The following is a 16,789-nucleotide window of genomic DNA, read 5'->3' as shown; positions in this document are numbered from 1 at the left end:
CCCGGGGCGCGCGAAAACCGGTGGGAGGGGCATGACCTGGCGCACCACAATGGTGCGCATGTCCCTCGTGCCTCAAGACCCCCGTCCCGACGACTCCCGTCCCGGTCACCTTCGCGCCGCAGACTCCAGTGCCGCAGACTCCCGCGCCGCCGTCGACCGCCTGCTCGCGGAGCTCGAACCGCTCGCGTACCCCGAGCGGATGCGGGCGCTGGCCGGGTGGACCAGGCAGCGGGTGGGCGAGGGCGCGTCGGCAGGGCAGCTCGGGCCGGTGCTGACGGAGCTCGGCACCCGGGGGCGCTACGGGCGCTCGCTCGCCGTGGTCGGCGCGGCCATCGCCGGTGACGTCGCCTTCCTGGAGGCCCGGCTCGCCGACCCGGACGGCGGGGTGCGCGCCCAGGCGCTGAAGGCCTCGCTCCGACTGCCCGTCAGCGACGCCGCCCTGGAGCGGGCGATGGACGACGCGCCGTACGCCGTGCGCCGCCAGATCGCCGACGCGGTGGTGGCCGGCGGGCGCACCGCGCTGGCCGAGCGGCTGCTGGAATCGGTGCGGGAGTCCTGGGGCGACCAGGAGGCGGCGCGCCTGCTGCCGGGCTGCGGGCCCGAGGCGGTGGCCCGGCTGCTGCCCGGGCTCTTCCTGGCCGTGGCGCGCTGGCAGGCGATAGGCAGCCGCCATCCGGACCTGCTGCTGGACGAGATCGCCCGCCAACTCGCCGAGCTGCCCGAGCAGTCCCGCCCGGCCTGGTGGCAGCGGAACGCCGACGCACTCGCCGCCACCGCCGAAGCCCGTCCGCTGCGGGTCCTGGAGCTGCTGGAGCAGCACTGCCCGCCGCAGCTCCCCGGGCCGGTCCGGGCCGGTCTGGGCAAGCTGCTGCGGGCCGCGCCCGGGCGGACGATCCGGCTGCTCACCGCGCCGCAACGGCGCGCCGCAGCGCTGCAGGTGCCGCTGTCGCGCACCGCGCTGGGCCGGGTGGCCCGGCTCGGCGCACCGGAGCTGCTGGACCTGGGGCGGGCCTGGAGCCACCGCCCCGACTCGCTCGCCCTGCTGCTGCGCGCACTGCCGCCGTCCCGGCGCAACGACTTCTTCGACGCCGCCACCGCCGGTCAGGACCTCGGCCGCAGCGAGTTCAGCGAGGCTCTGCTGACGGCCCTGCCGCGCCCGCGCGCCCAGGCCGAGGCACGCAGGATCGCCGCCCAGGCCGCCGAACGCGGCGCGCCGTGGGCTGTCGTGCTGACCGCCACCGCCCACCTGCCCGTCGCCGAGGCTCGCCCCGAGCTGCTGGCCGCCACCCGCCGCCCGGCGGCGGAGGACCGGGCGGTGGCCTACCCGCTGCTGGTGCGCAACGCCGCCCGGTCCGGACAGCCGGCCGCCGTCGCCGAGCTGCTCCAGGACCTGCAGCGGCTGCGCAACGAGCAGGACCCGGTCCGCTCACCCGCCCTGGCGGCGCTGGCCGAGGTGCCGCCGCGCCTGTTCACCGGCGCCGTCGCCGAGGCGCTCGGGCGGCTGGCCACCGACGCCGTCGAGGCGCGCGACAGCTCCTGGCGGACCAGGCTGTCGCTCTCCGAGCTGGCCGTCGCGGTGCTGCGCGAGCACGCGGTGAGCGGTGAGCAGGCGCTGATCGGCTGGGCGCTGGCCACCCTGACGGAGCTGTCCGGCCAGCTGGGCGGCGCCGGCCTGGGCCGACTGGACCGCACGCTGCGCCGGGGCCAGGAGGTGGCGGTCTTCCAGGCGCTGCTGCCGTGGCTGGAGGCAGGCGCCGACAAGGTCGACCACACGCTGACCTTCGCCCTCGCCCGGGCGCTGGGCCGCCGCGCCCGCGGGCTGTCCGGGCTGCAGGAACTGCTCTGGCAGGCGGTCCAGTTCGGCAACGACGCGACGGTGCGCCAGGCCGTGGAACTGTGGCTGGAGGACCCGCGGACCCGGTCCGAGCGGGCCGTGCGGGTGCTGGAACTCGAGCCCTCCGCCGCCGTCCTGCCGGCCGTGCTCGGGGTGCTGACCCACCGTCGGACCGACCTGCTGCACCTGGTCCTCGGCGAGCGGCCGCCGTACGGGAGGTTCCTGACCCCGGGGTCGCACTGGCTGCCGCCGATCCACGGCATCGACCGCTGGACGCCCAGCCAGCAGGCCTCGGCCGCCCGCCTGCTGACCGCAGCGGTCGGTGACGCCGCGCTGCCCAAGCACAACCGGGCCTGGCACCTGCGGACCGCGGCCGCCGTGCCGGAGGTCGGCTTCGATCTGGTCGGCCGCTACCTGGAGTCCCTGGACACGGTGCTGGCCGAGGCCGCGCTCGGGGCGCTGGTGTGGACCGACCGTCCGGCCGACGCGCTGCCGCTGCTGTTGGCCCACGCCGGCGACGACCGGGCCCGGGTCGCGCTCTTCGCGGCCGGGCGGGCAGCCAGGTTCGTCGCGCCGTCCCGGCTCGCCCAGGTGCTGCGCGCCGCCCTGCTCCCCGCTGCTGGCGGCACGCCGGCCCCGGGCGCCAAGATCACCAGCCGCAAGGAGCTGGTCCGCCTCGCCGCCACGCTGCTGCCGGTCGCCGAGGCCGCCGCGCTGCTCGTCGAGGTGTACGAGCTGCCCGACCAGCACCGCGACGTGCAGGCCGCCTGCGTGCCGGTGGCGGCCGGGCTGCTGCGCTCGCCGCTGGCCTGGCGGCTGCTGGAACTCGCCGCCGCCGGACTGCCGGTCACCCAGGGCGCCGTGCTCCGCACCGCCCCGTACGAACTCCCGGTCGGCGACCGGCCCCGGTACGCCCGGCTGGTCGGCCAGGTGGTGGGCAGCGCGGAGCGGGAGACTGCCGACCGTGCGATCGCCCTGCTGGCCCGCTGGGCGCCGTGGTACCCCGAGGCGATGGAGCTACTGCGGGCGACCGCGGTGGACCTGGGCAACCGCTCGTCCTGGCCGGCGGTGGCGGACGGTCTGGTCACCCTGACCAGCACACCGGAGGGGTCCGGCCCGCTGCTGGCGGTGCTGGCCGCGCTGGTCGCCGCCGAGGACGCGGTCCCGGTCGAACTCGACGCGGCCCCCGGGCGGGACCGCCCGGCCCGCCAGCGGATCGGCCACCTGGTCGCGCGGCTCGCCACCGCCGCGACCACGCGGATTTCGGCGGGCCAGTCGGCCGCGGCTCGGCAGGCCGGCGAACTGCTCTGTGCCGCGGGTGACTTCCTCCCGCAGGGCGTGCAGCTGCGGGCGGCGGCGCTGGACCTGGAAGCACCGGCGGCGGAGCTGCCGGCCGCACTGGACGACCTGGCGCAGCTGCACACCGGTCGCCCCGCGCTGGCCGCCCGCACCGCGCAGACGGTTCGCGCCCGCCTCGGCGCGGCCGGCCACCCCGGCGACCCCGTGGTCCTGCTGCTCGCCACCGAACGCCTCGCGGCGAGCGGGACCTACTCGGCCGGCCTGCTCGCGGTCGCGCTCACCCAGGCACTGGGCGCGCGCACCAAGTGGCTCCCGGAGTGGCGCAGCCAGCTGCGCGCCCTGCGGGGCCACGCCGAGCCGGACGTGCGGGAGGCGGCGCTGGGGGTGGTGACGGCGGGGGAGTGAGGGTGGAGTGACCGGGGGAGTGGCGGGCGTCAGCGCCCGGTTCGCGTCCCGGTGGAGCACACCGGGCACGGCACCGGGGTCAACTCCGCATGCGTCCCGCACGGGTGACGCTGCGTCGCGGTGCGGCGGCGGTGGGGCCGGGCGGCCGAGCAGGGTGAGGGGCACGGGGTGGCGCGGTTGACGGCCGGTCAGCCAGTACCGTCGGCCCGTGCGGAAGCCTGGGCAGCGCGGTGCGGAGTACCGGCCGGACATCGAGGGGTTGCGGGCGGTGGCCGTGCTGCTGGTGCTGGGCTTCCACGCCGCGCCGCGGCTGCTGCCCGGCGGGTTCGTCGGGGTGGACGTCTTCTTCGTGGTGTCCGGGTTCCTCATCACCTCGCTGCTGGTGCGCGAGGCCGAGGGGACCGGGCGGATCTCGCTGGCCGGGTTCTACGCCCGGCGGGCCAGGCGGATCCTGCCGGCCGCCGCGCTCGTACTGGCGGTGGCCGGTCTGCTCAGCTACCTGTTCCTGCCGCTGACCCAGCTGCCCACCTTCGGCGGCGACATCGCGGCCGCGGCCCTGGACGTGGTCAACTGGCGCCTGGCCGCCCGCTCCGTCGACTACCTGGCCGGCGACATCGGTGCCTCGCCGGTCCAGCACTTCTGGTCGCTCGCGGTGGAGGAGCAGTTCTACCTGCTGTGGCCGGTGCTCCTGGTGCTCGCGCGCTGGGGCGCCCGGCGGTGGCGGCGCCCGGGCACCGGGGTGGCGGCGGCGGTGATCGCGCTGGTGGCGGGCGGGTCGCTGGCCTGCTCGGTGGTCCGCACCGCCACTTCGCCGACGACGGCCTTCTTCGTCACCCCGACCCGGCTCTGGGAGCCGGCCCTCGGTGCGCTGTGCGCTCTGACGCTGCGCCGGCGCCGGCTGGGGCGGTTCGGTCCGCTGCTCGCCGGCGCGGGCCTGGCGCTAGTGCTGGGCAGTGCGCTGCTGACTGCGGGTCAGGCCGCCTGGCCCGGGTACCGGGCGCTGTGGCCGGTGCTGGGCGCGGCAGCGGTGCTGGTCGGCGGTACGGAGGAGGCGGGCCGACTGCTCGCGGTTCGGCCGCTGGTGTGGATCGGCGGCCTGAGCTACTCGCTCTACCTGTGGCACTGGCCGCTGCTGGTCGCCGCCCGGGCGGTCCGACCCGAGGGCGGTGCGCTGCTCGGGGCGGGCGTGGTGCTGGCCTCCGTGCTCCCGGCCTGGCTCTCGCACCGGTGGGTGGAGAACCCGGTCCGGGTCTCCCCGGCGCTGGCCCGCCGCCCCGGGGCCACCTGGGCCGTGGCGGCCGGCTGCACCGCGCTCGGGGTGGCGTCCGGCCTCGTGCTGACCGGGACTCCGCCGATCGGGACCCCGGCGACCGCGCAGGCCACCGGCCAGGTGATCGGCGCGAGCGCCCTGGACGGGCTGACGGCCCAGCAGCAGGCCGCGCTGTGGCGGGTGGACGCGTACCCCGCGGTGCGCCCCGACCCGCTGCACGCGGGCCTGGACGTCCCGGCGGCGTACGGCCGGGGCTGCCAGGCCGGAACCGAGGCGAGCGCCGTGGCCAGCTGCGACTTCGGTGATCCCGCGGGCGGCACGCTGATCGTGCTGGCGGGCGACTCGAAGATCCTGCAGTGGGAACCGGCGCTGGACCTGATCGGCCGACAGCACGCGATCCACGTGGTCACCATGACCAAGTCCAACTGCGCCTTCACCGACGCGGTCCCGGTGCTGGCCGACCACCCGTACGCCAGCTGCGTCGCCTGGAACCGGCAGGTGACGGCCAGGATCCTGGCACTGAAGCCCGCCCTGGTCCTGACCTCGCAGAACTCCGCCCTCGCTCTGGACTCCGCCGCGGCCGCCGGGCCGGGGACGGCACCGCCGATGCGCGCGGGCCTGGCGCGCACCTGGACCCGGCTGCAGCAGGCGGGCATTCCCGTCGTGGCCGTGCTGAACAACACCACCGTCGTCCCGGCCCCGGTCGACGAGTGCGTGGCCCGGCACCCGGCCGCCCTCTCCACCTGCGCCTTCCGCCCGGACTACCGGACCGCCGACCTGCAGGCCGAGGTGGCGCGGCAACTGGGCGCGGGCGTGATCGACCTGAACGCCCGGATCTGCCCGGAGCAGCACTGCCCGGCGGTGATCGGCTCGGTCCTGGTGTACCGCGACGGCACCCACCTGACCGCGACCTACGTCGACACCCTGGCGCCCGCCCTGGCGGCGCGGTTGGCGCAGCAGTTCGCCGCGCACCGGATCGGGTGGGCGGGGCCGGTCGGCGCTCGCCAGGAGTGACAGCCAGTGACTGGGACTGCCGCCCGGCGACCTGACGGGAGGGCCCGCCGGGGAGTCCGGGTGCGAAGTGTTCGAGCGGGTCGGCGCCGCCGGTCGGCGGTCCGCGTACGTTCAGTAGATCTTGACCTCGGCGGATGTCGGCGCACGGTCAACCGGCCGTCTGCGGGCCCGGCTTAGCGCACCCGGTCTGAGCTGCGGCTCCCCGGCACAAGCCTTTGCCGGGAGGGTCGATCCCGCTAGCCTGAGCCGTACCAATCGCCATGCGGGCCCCAGCTTGACGACGGGTCAGCTCGGGCTGCTCACTTCCCCTGGAGTCACATTGAGTTCGGACCGCTACCACTGGGATCGCTCGCACCCCGGCCTGACGGCGCTGCGGGAGGCGATCGAGCCGGTGCGGCAGGAGGTGGTCGGCCACCCGATGTACCACCAGCTGAGCTCGCTGGAGCGGGTGCGCACCTTCCAGGAGCGGCACGTGTTCGCGGTCTGGGACTTCATGTCCCTGCTCAAGTGCTTGCAGCGCCAGCTGACTTCGGTGGAGCTCCCGTGGCTGCCGAGCGGGCCGACGGCCAGCCGGCGACTGATCAACGAGATCGTGCTGGTGGAGGAGAGCGACGAGCTCGGCGAGGGCTACATCAGCCACTTCGAGCTGTACCTGGACGGGATGGCGCGCGCCGGGGCCCAGACCACGGCGGTTGACGCCTTCCTGCGGCTGCTGGGCGGCGGCAGCAGTGTGGCCGATGCTGTGAAGGCGGCCGAAGTGCCCTCGGCAGCAGCCGAGTTCATGGCGGTCACCTGGGACGTCATCGACAACGCCCCGGTGCACTGCCAGGCCGCGGCCTTCGCGTTCGGCCGCGAGGACCTGATCCCGGAGATGTTCGAGCAGGTGATCAAGATCGAGGACGAGGGCGGCCGGCTGGCCGTGTTCAAGGACTACCTGGCCCGCCACATCGAGGTGGACGGCGAGCAGCACACGCCGATGGCCATGCAGATGCTGATCGACCTGTGCGGTGACGACGAGGAGCGCTGGACCCAGTGCGCCGAGACCGTCCAGCGGGCGCTGGCGGCCCGGGTCGCGCTCTGGGACGGGATCCTGGCCGACTTCGCGGGCTGACAGCCAGCCACTCATAAGTGCCGTGCGGCGGCGCGGTCCGGGAAGACGGGCCGCGCCGCTCCGGCCGCTGGTGGTGCGGGACCTGGCTGTCCGCCATCCGGGCAGGCCCGGGCGCTGCTCCTGTACCTGCTGCTGCTCGGCGCCACGGCCCGGGTGGTGTCCAGGCTGCGGCGCCGAGCGAGTCGCGGAGGGGTCGGTCCGGCCTTGGCGGCGGTCCGGCCCGGAGGGGTCGGCCGTCAGGCCAGGCGGCGGCGGATCCAGGAGACGGTGGCCGCCGTCAGCAGCGCGGCCAGCGCCAGGCAGATGCCGGTCTCGACCAGTTGCAGCGGCCAGTAGTCGGTGGCGCGGTGCACGTCCGAGTACTCCACCGTGCCCGCGTACTTGGCGGCGCACTGGCCCGGGTCGAGCAGGGCCCCGCAGCCGTCGTAGGGCAGCCGGGTGCCGTCGGGGCGGATCAGCCCGTGGGCGAAACCCCAGACGCTGTTGGGAAGTTCGGACTCGGGCACCCGCATGGTCTGCCAGCTCCACAGGTAGGGGCGCACGGTGCTCAGCCCCGCCTGCAGCAGCCCGACCAGCAGCACCGTGACCGCCATGGCGGGCACCGTGCGGCGCAGCACCGCGCCGGCCAGGGCGCCCACCCCGATCGCCGCGAGCACGGTGGCCACCAGGTCCGGGCCGCCGGTGCTGAAGAAGAACTGGCTGGACCAGGCGATCCCGGACACGTCGTTCGCCGAGGGGTGCCAGGCCCAGCGGTACAGCGAGGCCAGCGCCAGCGAGCCGAGGGCGGCGGGCACCGCGACCCCCGCCAGCTTGGCCAGCACCCAGCGCCGCCGGGAGACCGACTGGCTCAGCACCAGCTTCCAGGTGCCCTGCTCCAACTCCTGGGCCAGCAGCGGTGCGCCGAGGCCCGCGCCCACCGCGACCGGCAGCAGCAGCATCAGCAGGCCGGCCAGCTTGAGCAGGTGCCCGTAGCTGTCGCGGAACTGCGAGACCGACTCCTGGACACCGGGCTGCTGGCAGGCGGGGTCCAAGCTGATCATCGCGCAGCCGGCGATCCCGTGGTTGCGGATGTAGTCGGCCGACGCACCGTGCAGCCACACCGCCGCGACGGCGGCGGCCAGCACCACGACCGGCCAGAGCAGGATCGACAACCGCCGCTGACGCCACATCAGCCAGACCAGCCCGCGCGGTGCGAACCCGCGGCGCACCGGCGCCTCCAGCACGGCGGTCATCCGCCCACCTCCACCATTTCGTTGACACGGGCCTCGTCGGTCAGCAGCGCCGGGGCGCCCTGCCCGCGCAGATGGCCCAGGACCAGCTCCTCCAGGCTCGGCGGCCCGGCCTGCCAAGGCGGCGGGACCGGTCCGGCGGCGCGGACCAGCGAGGTCAGCTGCCGGCCGGCCTCGCGCCGCTCCACCACGACCTGCCCGGCCAGCCACTCGGCCGCCTCGCCCGGGCCGACCAGCACCTGGTGCGCCGCCAGCAGTTCCTCGATGTCCCCGGCCAGCCGGACGGCGCCGTCGGCCACCAGAACCAGGAAGTCACAGGCCTCGGAGAGTTCGGCGATCACGTGCGAGGACATCAGGACCGTCGTGCCGTACTCCGCCGCCTGGCCCAACAGATGGCCCATCAGCTCGCGCCGGGCCAGCGGGTCCAGCTCGGCCATCGGCTCGTCGAGCAACAGCAGATCGGGCCGCTTGCCGAGCGCGAGGGCGAGGGCGACCCGGGTGCGCTGACCGCCGGAGAGCGAGCCGATCCTGGCGCTGGTCGGGAAGTCCCCCGCGGCCAGCACCTGTTCGGCGGCCGCCTGGTCCCAGCTGGGGTTCAGCTCGCGGCCCAGGCGCAGCGACTCGGCCACGGTGAAGCCCGGGTACAGCGGCCGGTCCTGGGCCACGAAGGCGACCCGCTGGCCGTCGGGCCGCTCCAGGGTGCCCGCGCTGGGCGTCAGCAGGTTCGCCGCCATCGCCAGCAGGGTGGACTTGCCCGCCCCGTTGGGCCCCACCAGGGCGCAGATCCGCCCGGCCGGCAGCGCGAACGAGCAGTCGCGCAGTGCCCAGCCACGCCGGTACCGCTTGCCCAGCCGGGTCACGGTCAGCGCCGTGCGCGGTTCAGTCATCGTTTTCCCCTCCGGTGCCGCCGTCGCCGGCGAATTCCTGTTCCACCACTGATGCCACGAGTGCCGCGACGTCCTCGCGCCCGAGGCCGGCCCGCCGGGCGCGGGCCGCCCACCGGGCGAGCTCCGCCCGCAGCGGCGAGTCGGCCGCGCCCTCCTCGCGGGCCAGCGAGCGCAGCACGAAGGTGCCGAGCCCGGGCCGCGGGGCGACCAGGCCCTCCCGCTCCAGTTCGCGGTAGGCCTTGAGCACCGTGTTCGGATTGATCGCGGTCGCCGCCACCACCTCCTTGGCGGTGGGCAGCTTGTCTCCCGGCAGCAGCAGACCCAGCCGCAGCGCGTGCTTGGTCTGCTGCACGATCTGCAGGTACGTCGCGATCCCGCTGTGCCGGTCGATGCGGTAGTCCATCCTGCATCACCATTCCACTAAGGCATTAGTGGAATGGTGATGCAGGAGGCCCTTGATCGTCAAGCTCGGGGGGCGAGGGGCTGCTGGGGAGCTTACTGACTGTCCATCAAACGTTTTGCTGTGAAGGCGAGTTGACAGTTGACGCTCTGGACCGGAGGCGCGGATACTGAACCCGGTCGGCGCCGCGAGGCAGCAGTCTCGCCAGGGGGGCCTGGACGCGTCGACCGTTCTCCTCACTCTGCTCCGGCGTGCGGACTCGTCGGAAGCGCCGCCATGTACGAGGTCGCGCGAGAACGCGCGAGGTTGCGGCGCCCTTGGGGGCAGAGGTCCCGATCCCCGTTCTGTTCGTCTGTTCTGTTCGTGCTGTTCGTGTCCTGCTTCGTCCCTGACGCATGAGGAGCAACGCCATGCTGAACCGAACCGTTCGCCCCTGCCTGACCCGCTCGGCCCTCGCCGCCGCGGCCGTGCTCGCACTGGCCGGTGCGGTCGCGCCGGCGGCCTCGGCCGAGACCGCGGCCGGGCACGGCCCGTCGGCGGCCGGCAGCTTCACCTTCGCCGGCCACGACGCCCGGACGGGTGCGGCCACTGCCGTCACCTGCACCCCGAACGTCAACGCGCCGTTCCGGTACTACGGCGGCCCGTTCGGCGGCGGTGTCGAAGGCCTCGCCGGCCTGACCTGTACGCAGCCGATGTACGAGATCCAGACCGTGGTCGCCCTCTACCGCGGCACCACGCAGGTCGGCTTCAACACGCACACCATCTACAGCACCACGACCGGCTCCGCGGACACCGAGGCCCCCCTGGTGGCGGGTCAGTACACCACCTACGCGCAGTACACCGTGATCCAGACCTACGGCGGCGCCTCCACGACCAGCCCGGTGTACCAGAGCAGCACGGTCACCCTGCCCTGAGCTTCCTCGGGCCTCGCTCCCGGGGCCTGGTGGAGGGCGTCGCCGGTGCGAGCGTCACGCCGACAGGGCCTGGTCGCCGCCGCCCCCAGCGGCAACTGCTTCCGCCTCCGCCTCGGCGCAGGCGGTGGCCAGCTCGTCCAGGGACAGGTGCAGGGCGTGGGCCAGCGCGGCCACGGTGAAGAAGGCCGGGGTCGGGGCCCGGCCGGTCTCGATCTTGCGGAGGGTCTCGGCGGACACCCCGGCGGCCGCCGCCACCTCCACCATGCTGCGGTCGCCGCGGGCCTGCCGGAGCAGGTTCCCGAAGCGCTCGCCGCGTTGCCGTTCCTGCGGACTCAACGGAACTCTCACCATACCCGTGATACTAATACCGGTATAAGTATTGGGTCACGTCGCCTCGCGAGGAGTCACGGAGATGGTGGAGATCAAGACCGACACGGCACTGCATGCCATGCGAGAAGCCGGGCGGGTGGTGGCCGATGCCCTGGCAGCCGTCCGCGCGGCGGCTGCCGTGGGAGTCCGACTGCGCGAGCTCGACGAGGCCGCCCGCACCGTGCTGGCCGAGGCCGGCGCGCGCTCCCCGTTCCTGGGGTACCGGCCGGCCTTCGCGCCGACCCCCTTCCCCGCCGTGATCTGCGCCTCGGTGAACGACGCCGTCGCGCACGGCATCCCCGGCGACTACCGCCTGCGCGACGGCGACCTGGTCAGCATCGACTGCGGAGCCGAACTCGACGGCTGGAGCGGGGATTCCGCCGTCAGCTTCACCGTCGGCACCGCTCGCCCCGGCGACATCGAGCTGATCGCCGCCACTCAGCAGGCCCTCGACGCAGGTATCGCCGCGGCCACCGTCGGCCACCGCGTCGGCGACATCTCCCATGCTGTCGGCACGGTGGCCCGCAGGGCCCGTTGCGGCATGCCGGCCGACTTCGGCGGGCACGGCATCGGCCGGCAGATGCACGAGGACCCGCACGTCCCCAACCACGGACGGCCCGGCCGCGGTTTCCCGCTGCGCCACGGCCTGGTCCTCGCCATCGAACCCATGCTGATGGCCGGCGGGCGCAACGAGTACCGCACCGACCCCGACGGATGGACCCTGCGCACCGTCGACGGCAGCCGGGCGGCCCACATCGAACACACCGTCGCCATCACCGAGGAGGGCCCGCGCGTCCTCACCCTGCCCTGAGGTCGGCTCAGCTGGTGCGGTACTTGTGGTACCAGAGGCCGACCGTCGCGCCGTCGGTGAAGACCGCGCAGACGTGGCGGTCGTAGACGCCCGGGTCCATGTAGTGGTTCTTGGCGTAGTCCTCGCAGTTCGAGAAGGACCAGAACCACGTCTGGTACTCGTAGCACGGGACCCGGCCCCCGTTGTCGGCGCAGTCCGGGGTGGGGGACTGGCGCAGACTGGTGGTCGAGGCCGGGGCGGTCCCCGCCGGGTGTGCATCGGCGGCCGTGGCCGTGGCCGTGGCCGTGGTGGCCGGGACGGCGAGGGCGGCGGTCAGGGCGAGGGTGGCGAAAGTCCTGCGGAGCAGCATGGTTCTCCCATCTGAGCGTGCATCGGGTCACTACCCACTGTAGCGGAACGTATACACACGTGTTCTGCTCCGGAGATCATCGGGTGCTGTGGTGCGACGTTCGCTCCCGCCTGTCGCGTGAACGACGCGGGCGGCTAGGATCCGCGGCGGATCTTGGTGCGGCCCGGTGCAGAGCGGGATTCCGATTCCGAACCCGACGCAGAGTTGACGTCGCGTGAGCACGGGGCAGTCCCGATGCGCCGGTCCGCCTGGTGCTCACTCGACAGTGGGCACCAGGCGGACCGGCGGCCGTCAGGCCAGCTGCTCCAGGGCGATGGCGAACGCCGTGGCCGCGAGGCCGGTGGGCTCGGGGGAGCGGTCGTGGCAGCGCTGGAGGGCGGTGGCGATCGTGCGGGAGACGTCCTCGAAGACGGCGGTGTCGGTGATCGGGGCGGCGCCGTCCATCAGGAGGGCGAAGGTGCGGGCCATGCCGCAGTTGGCGAGGAAGTCGGGGACGACGGCCGCGCTCTTGTCGGCGTGCTCGTAGGTCGGGCCGTAGAAGATCTCCGGGTCCGCGAACGGCACGTTGGCTCCGCAGGCGATGACCTCCAGGCCCCCCGCCGCGAGCCGGTCGACCTGCTCGCGGGTGACCAGGCGGGAGGCGGCGCACGGCAGGAAGACCTCGGCGCCCAGGTCCCAGACCCTGGCGTCGACCTCGGCGGGCGGGAGCAGTCCGGGGGCCTGGAGGGTGTTGCCGCGGCGGTTCAGGAAGAGCTCGCGGACCTCGTCGAGGCCGAGGCCGTCCGGGTTCAGCAGGCCGCCGTCCCGGTCGATGATGCCGACCACCCGGGCACCCGCCTGCGCCGCGTAGTACGCGGCGGCGGCGCCCACGTTGCCCCAGCCCTGGACGACGACGCGCTTGCCGGCCAGGTCGCCGCCGTAGGTCGCGTAGAAGTGGCGGACCGACTCGGCCACGCCCCAGCCGGTGATCAGGTCGGAGACGGTGTACCGCCGCTCGGGAGCGGGGGAGAAGCGCGGGTCCTCGACGGCCTTGCCGACGCCCTGGCGCAGCTGCCCGACCCGGCGCACCCGGTCGCCGGAGCCGTAGTGGCCCTGGACGACGCCTTCCTGCGGGTGCCACAGCCCCAGCCGCTCGGTGAGCGGGACGACCTCGGCTCCCTCGTCCACGTTCAGATCGCCGCCGGTGCCGTAGTAGGCGCGCAGCAGCGGGGTGATCGCCTCGTACCAGCGGGTGAGGACGCCCTCCTTGCGCGGGTCGCGCGGGTCGAAGTCGATGCCCGACTTCGCGCCGCCGATCGCGGGGCCGGAGACGGTGAACTTGATCTCCATGGTCTTGGCCAGCGACTCGACCTCGTGGCGGTCCAGGCCGGCCCGCATCCGGGTGCCGCCGCCGGCCGCACCGCCGCGCAGCGAGTTGATGACGACCCAGCCCCGGGCGGGGGTCTGGCTGTCGTGCCACTCGAAGACGATCTGCGGGGCCTTTGCCTCGAAGGCGGCCAACTGGTCCTTCACGACTGTTCCTTGGAGAAGTGGGGGTGAGTGGTGGCGGGCAGGATGCGGCCGGCGACCTCGCCGAGGCCGATCCGGGTGCCGTGCGGGCCGGGGGCGGTGGCGCGGATCACGACCTCGTCCCCGTCCTCGAGGAAGGTCCGCACCGAGCCGTCCGGCAGGGTGATCGGCTCCTGGCCGCCCCAGCTCAGCTCCATCAGCGAGCCGCGCTGGTCGCGGTCGGGGCCGCTGACGGTGCCGGAGGCGAACAGGTCGCCGGGCCGCACGGAGGCGCCGTTGACCGTCATGTGGGCCAGCATCTGCGCGGGGGTCCAGTACATCGACGCGTACGGCGGCCGGGAGACCAGGTGTCCGTTCAGCAGGACCTCCAACTCCAGGTCGAGTCCCCAGGGCTGACCGTCCGTCAGGTACGGCAACGGCTCCGGCTGCTGGGCCGGCGGGGCCGTGCGGGCCGACTCGAGCGCGGCCAGCGGGACGATCCAGGCGGACACCGAGGTGGCGAAGGACTTGCCGAGGAAGGGTCCGAGCGGCACGTACTCCCAGGCCTGGATGTCCCGTGCGGACCAGTCGTTGACCAGGCAGACGCCGAAGACGTGGTCGGCGAACTCCGCCGGGGCGACGGGCCGGCCCGGCTCGGTGCCGGTGCCCACCACGAAGCCGACCTCGGCCTCGATGTCCAGCCGCAGGCAGGGCCCGAAGGAGGGCAGGGCGTCGGCGGGTGCCTTGCGCTGCCCGTTCGGCCGCGCCACCGGGGTTCCGGAGACCGCGACGGTGCCGGACCGGCCGTGGTAGCCGATCGGCAGGTGCTTCCAGTTGGGGGTCAGCGGGTCCGAGCCGGGGCGGAACATCCGGCCGATGTTGCCCGCGTGGTGCTCGCTCGCGTAGAAGTCCACGTAGTCGCCCACGGCGAACGGCAGCTGGAGCCGGACATCGTCGAGCGCCACCAGCGCGGGCTCGACGGTCGTGCGCCAGCGCTCGTCGGTGAGCAGCTCGGTGACCCTGGCCCGCACCTCGTCCCAGCGCGCACGGCCCTGCGCCAGGAAGGAGTTGAGGGTCGGCTCGGCGAAGACCGGGTCGTCCAGCACGGCGGCCAGGTCGAGGACCTGGTCGCCGATGCGCACCCCGACGCGCGGTGCGGTGTCCGGGGTCGAGAAGACTCCGTAGGGCAGGTTGGCCACGCCGAAGGGCGAGTCCTGCGGAAGGTCGAGCCAGGTCATGCGTCAGTCTCCTGCGGGCGGTGCACCAGACCGAGGGCGGTCAGGTCGGTGAGCGGATCGGTGATGCTGCAGGTCCCGAAGGAGAGGAACCGGGTGCGGGCCTGCGCCAGCCGGCCGTCCGCGGCGGCCGCGACGACCTGCCGGGCCACCTGCTGCGGATCCCGCTCGGCGAGCAGCTGCGCGAGCTGCGCCTGCGTGGCGCCGTACAGCGCGGCGGCCGTGGCCAGCAGCACGTTGAGGAAACCGTGCTGCTCCAGCGTGCCGTCCGTGTGCCGCACGGCGTGGTGCAGGCCCGCCGTGCACTTGAACGGCAGCTCGCGGCGGACGGCGGCGAGCAGCGAGCCGGCCAGCTCGGCCTCGTCCGGGTGCGCCTGCGGGACCAGCCCGCCGGTGCGGAACTTGGCCCGGTGCCGGGTGCCGGACAGCGCGTCCAGCACGGCCGACTGCCGTTCGTCGCGCGGGACTTCGACGAAGCCGGTGACATCCTCGGGCAGCTGGGCGTCCAGCAGGGCGACGGCTTCGGCGGCCGGGACCGCCGCCGGCAGGGCGACCTCGACGGCCACCAGCCGGCCGAGCGGGCGCCGGTCCGGCGCCGCCAGCACCCCGGCCAGGCCTGACGGTCCGTCAGGCAGGGTCAGGCTCAGCTCCAGTGGGGCGTCCACCTCGCCGGCCCGGGTGGCCGGGCAGACGAACGAGCCGACGAACGGCGCGTACCAGGCCGAGCGGTGCAGTTGGTGGGCCGGCACCGCCTGCGCCAGCGGCAGGTCGCCCGGGGGGAACACGGCCGCGTCGTCGAGGAGCCCGTGGAAGGCGGCTTCGAGGGCGTTCTCGGGCGCGGCGGTCACTGCGTACCCCCGCTCTGGCGCGCCCAGGTCCAGGCGTAGTGCGGGTCCTCGGACTCCTGCCCGGCGACGCCGAGGGCGAGCGGGCGGAAGGTGTCGACCATCACCGCAAGCTCGTCGAAGAACTCGGCCCCGATGGAACGCTCGTAGGCGCCCGGCTGCGGGCCGTGCGAGTGGCCGCCCGGGTGCAGCGAGATCGAGCCCTGTCCGATCCCGGAGCCCTTGCGGGCCTCGTAGTTGCCGCCGCAGTAGAACATGACCTCGTCCGAGTCCACGTTCGCGTGGTAGTACGGCACCGGCACCGCGAGCGGGTGGTAGTCCACCTTGCGCGGCACGAAGTTGCAGATCACGAAGTTGTTGCCCTCGAAGACCTGGTGCACCGGCGGCGGTTGGTGGATCCGGCCGGTGATCGGCTCGAAGTCGGCGATGTTGAAGGTGTAGGGGTACAGGCAGCCGTCCCAGCCCACCACGTCGAACGGGTGGCGCTGCTGGACGTGCACCGTGCCCGCCTGCCCGCCCGCTCCCGCGCCGCGGTGCCGCACGTGCACCTCGGTCTCGCCGCCGGTGACGACCAGCGGCTCGGCCGGGCCGTGCAGGTCCCGCTCGCAGTAGGGGGCGTGCTCCAACAGCTGTCCGTAGCGGGACAGGTAGCGCTTGGGCGGGGCGAGGTGGCCCTCCGCCTCGATCACGTAGGCCCGGACCGTGGTGCCGGCGTCCGGGACCCAGCGGTGCGTGGTGCCGCGCGGCAGCACCACGTAGTCCCCGGAGCGGAACGGCAGCACGCCGAAGGTGGTCTCCACGGTGCCGCCGCCGGACTCGACGTACACGCACTCGTCGCCGATGGCGTTGCGGTACAGCGGGCTCGGCGCATCGGCCACTACGTAGGACAGCCGCACGTCGGTGTTGCCGAGGACCAGCCGCCGGCCGGTGACCACGTCCACGGGCGCGGCGCGCTCGCCGTCGAACAGCGAGTGCAGGCGCAGGTGGCGCGGCAGCAGCGGGGCGTTGGGCACGGTGCGCTGGTCGGGGAGCTGCCACTCGGAGGCGGCGACCAGGGCGGAGGGGATGCCCCCGTGGTAGAGCAGCGAGGAGTCGGAGGAGAAGCCCTCCTCACCGACCAGCTCCTCGTAGTACAGGCCGCCGTCCGGGCGGCGGTGCTGGGTGTGGCGCTTGGGCGGGACGTGGCCCACCCGGCGGTAGTACGGCATGTCGGGCCTCTCCGGGACAGCGTGGATGTGACCGGGCCCGGCGGCTTCCAGGCCCGGACGGTGCCGGGCCTGGAAGCTGCCAGGCTGCCGGGCCCGGACCAGGCCGGACCCGGCAGCCGGA

At 74.3% G+C, this 16,789-nt stretch carries 14 protein-coding genes; 5 read left to right on the top strand and 9 right to left on the bottom strand.

What is annotated here, in order from left to right; translation table 11 throughout:
- The first annotated feature begins 58 nt into the window (after positions 1-58).
- From C7C46_RS00855 to C7C46_RS00845, 3 genes are all read left to right on the top strand, one after another.
- Entirely contained in the window at positions 59-3,538 is a 3,480-nt protein-coding gene (locus C7C46_RS00855) for a hypothetical protein (protein WP_245983960.1), read from the top strand.
- A gap of 208 nt (positions 3,539-3,746) precedes the next feature.
- Positions 3,747-5,822, top strand: a complete 2,076-nt coding sequence (locus tag C7C46_RS00850) for an acyltransferase family protein (protein WP_110664580.1) — start codon at positions 3,747-3,749, stop codon at positions 5,820-5,822.
- A 319-nt stretch (positions 5,823-6,141) separates the two neighbouring features.
- Positions 6,142-6,933, top strand: a complete 792-nt coding sequence (locus C7C46_RS00845) for a DUF3050 domain-containing protein (protein ID WP_245983957.1) — start codon at positions 6,142-6,144, stop codon at positions 6,931-6,933.
- Between the two features lie 236 nt (positions 6,934-7,169).
- Here C7C46_RS00845 and C7C46_RS00840 read toward each other — a convergent pair whose 3' ends face one another.
- Genes C7C46_RS00840 through C7C46_RS00830 form a run of 3 tightly spaced genes read right to left on the bottom strand, consistent with a single transcriptional unit; the run spans position 7,170 to position 9,452 of the window.
- Positions 7,170-8,165 carry an ABC transporter permease gene (locus tag C7C46_RS00840; protein WP_110664579.1) on the bottom strand — a complete coding sequence of 332 codons (996 nt, stop codon included), beginning with the start codon at positions 8,163-8,165 and terminating at the stop codon, positions 7,170-7,172.
- Positions 8,162-9,049 carry an ABC transporter ATP-binding protein gene (locus tag C7C46_RS00835; protein WP_110664578.1) on the bottom strand — a complete coding sequence of 296 codons (888 nt, stop codon included), beginning with the start codon at positions 9,047-9,049 and terminating at the stop codon, positions 8,162-8,164. The genes C7C46_RS00840 and C7C46_RS00835 overlap by 4 nt, the downstream gene beginning before the upstream one ends.
- Positions 9,042-9,452 carry a GntR family transcriptional regulator gene (locus C7C46_RS00830; RefSeq protein ID WP_110664577.1) on the bottom strand — a complete coding sequence of 137 codons (411 nt, stop codon included), beginning with the start codon at positions 9,450-9,452 and terminating at the stop codon, positions 9,042-9,044. Before C7C46_RS00830 ends, C7C46_RS00835 begins: the two co-directional genes overlap by 8 nt.
- 407 nt (positions 9,453-9,859) lie before the next feature.
- Between C7C46_RS00830 and C7C46_RS00825 the strand changes: the two genes are divergently transcribed.
- On the top strand, positions 9,860-10,363 hold the full coding sequence (locus C7C46_RS00825; RefSeq protein WP_110664576.1) for a hypothetical protein: 504 nt from the start codon (positions 9,860-9,862) through the stop codon (positions 10,361-10,363).
- A 54-nt stretch (positions 10,364-10,417) separates the two neighbouring features.
- Here the strand turns inward: C7C46_RS00825 and C7C46_RS00820 are convergent, their stop codons facing one another.
- On the bottom strand, positions 10,418-10,714 hold the full coding sequence (locus C7C46_RS00820) for a helix-turn-helix domain-containing protein (RefSeq protein WP_110664575.1): 297 nt from the start codon (positions 10,712-10,714) through the stop codon (positions 10,418-10,420).
- Between the two features lie 61 nt (positions 10,715-10,775).
- Here C7C46_RS00820 and map point away from each other — a divergent pair, with 61 nt between their 5' ends.
- Positions 10,776-11,543 (top strand): type I methionyl aminopeptidase, encoded by a 768-nt coding sequence (gene map / locus C7C46_RS00815; RefSeq protein WP_110664574.1) that lies wholly within the window; start codon positions 10,776-10,778, stop codon positions 11,541-11,543.
- A 7-nt stretch (positions 11,544-11,550) separates the two neighbouring features.
- Here map and C7C46_RS34660 read toward each other — a convergent pair whose 3' ends face one another.
- The 5 genes from C7C46_RS34660 to C7C46_RS00790 all read right to left on the bottom strand — a co-directional run bounded on the left by C7C46_RS34660 (position 11,551) and on the right by C7C46_RS00790 (position 16,668).
- Positions 11,551-11,892, bottom strand: coding sequence for a hypothetical protein (locus C7C46_RS34660; RefSeq protein WP_110664573.1), 342 nt, complete (start codon positions 11,890-11,892; stop codon positions 11,551-11,553).
- A gap of 291 nt (positions 11,893-12,183) precedes the next feature.
- Positions 12,184-13,404, bottom strand: a complete 1,221-nt coding sequence (locus C7C46_RS00805; protein WP_110664572.1) for a Glu/Leu/Phe/Val dehydrogenase dimerization domain-containing protein — start codon at positions 13,402-13,404, stop codon at positions 12,184-12,186.
- Positions 13,401-14,618, bottom strand: a complete 1,218-nt coding sequence (gene fahA / locus C7C46_RS00800; RefSeq protein WP_110664571.1) for a fumarylacetoacetase — start codon at positions 14,616-14,618, stop codon at positions 13,401-13,403. The genes C7C46_RS00805 and fahA overlap by 4 nt, the downstream gene beginning before the upstream one ends.
- On the bottom strand, positions 14,615-15,463 hold the full coding sequence (locus tag C7C46_RS00795) for a hypothetical protein (RefSeq protein WP_110664570.1): 849 nt from the start codon (positions 15,461-15,463) through the stop codon (positions 14,615-14,617). Before C7C46_RS00795 ends, fahA begins: the two co-directional genes overlap by 4 nt.
- Entirely contained in the window at positions 15,460-16,668 is a 1,209-nt protein-coding gene (locus C7C46_RS00790) for a homogentisate 1,2-dioxygenase (protein WP_110664569.1), read from the bottom strand. Before C7C46_RS00790 ends, C7C46_RS00795 begins: the two co-directional genes overlap by 4 nt.
- Positions 16,669-16,789 lie beyond the last annotated feature (121 nt).

This window comes from Streptomyces tateyamensis, from assembly GCF_003205575.1.
In the GTDB taxonomy this organism is placed as follows: Bacteria; Actinomycetota; Actinomycetes; order Streptomycetales; family Streptomycetaceae; genus Kitasatospora; species Kitasatospora tateyamensis.
The sequence above is the reverse complement of the archived record's forward strand: the minus strand, read 5'-3'. Positions and strand labels throughout refer to the sequence as shown.